The sequence below is a fragment of the Sphingomonas sp. UV9 genome (assembly GCF_004101245.1).
Taxonomy (GTDB): Bacteria; Pseudomonadota; Alphaproteobacteria; order Sphingomonadales; family Sphingomonadaceae; genus Sphingomonas.
The window spans coordinates 1-1,090 of record NZ_SCIN01000016.1 but is presented as its reverse complement, the minus strand read 5'-3'; the positions used below and the strand labels follow the sequence as shown (position 1 = coordinate 1,090).

The 1,090-nt window shown below is 66.7% G+C and carries 1 pseudogene; it reads left to right on the top strand.

Going from position 1 to position 1,090, the window contains the following annotated elements:
* Nucleotides 1–39: 39 nt before the first annotated feature.
* Nucleotides 40–1,090, top strand: a pseudogene (locus EQZ23_RS20425) (IS3 family transposase); the annotation flags it as partial.

Genomic DNA, 1,090 nt, shown 5'->3' with positions numbered 1-1,090 from the left:
GACCTGACAGGGCCCCGCTCTTAGATAAGAGTGAGGCATATGACTGACGGTACGACCAGGCGTTACAACGATGGCGAGGTTCTCTCCGGTGTTCAGCGCCGGAGGCGGTGGACACCGGAGGAAAAGGTCCGGATCGTCGAGGAGACGTATCTGCCGGGCATGAGCGTGTCGCTCGTCGCCCGTCGGCACGGCATCGGTGGCAATCAGATCTTCACCTGGCGGCGCCTGATGGCGCAGGGTGCGCTGACCGCCGCGACAGCGGGCGAGGAAGTGGTGCCAGCGTCCGAGTACCGTGCGCTCGAGGCGCAGGTGCGCGAACTACACCGGCTGCTCGGCAAGAAGGCCATGGAGAACGAGCTGCTCCGCGAGGCCGTGTCCCGGGCCGCAGGCCCAAAAAAACTCCTGTTGCGCTCGACCTCGTTGCCGCGGGATGGACGGTGAGCGCGGTCGCAGAGGCGGTCGGCATCACTCGCCCACACCTGTCCGCGATGCGCCATCGCCCAGCGTCCCGACCACGCGGACGACCGCCGCTGCCGGATGCCGAGCTGGTCGCCGACATCCGGGGGCTCGTTGCCGATCTGCCAACCTATGGCTATCGCCGCGTTCATGCTCTGCTGCGCCGGGAAGCCGAGAAGACCGGGCGCGAAGCGCCCAATCCGAAACGCGTTTACCGCGTCATGAAGGTGCACGGTCTGCTGCTACAACGGGACGGCGAACGCCGCGAGGAACGGCGTCACGACGGCCGGGTCGCCGTCGACCTCCGCAACACCCGCTGGTGCTCCGACGGGTTGGAGATCACCTGCGACAATGGCGAGAAGGTCCGTGTCGCGTTCGCGCTCGACTGCTGCGACCGGGAGGCCATGGGACACGTGGCGACGACGCGCGGCATCACCGCTGAGGACGTTCAGGACTTGATGGTCGCCACGGTCGAGCATCGCTACGGCCAGGTGAACCGCGTGCCCGAACGAATCGAGTGGCTCACCGATAACGGCAGCTGCTACACCGCTCGCAACACACGGGCGTTCGCCCGGGGCATTGGACTGATCCCGCGCACGACCCCAGTCAGCAGTCCTCAATCGAATGGCATGGC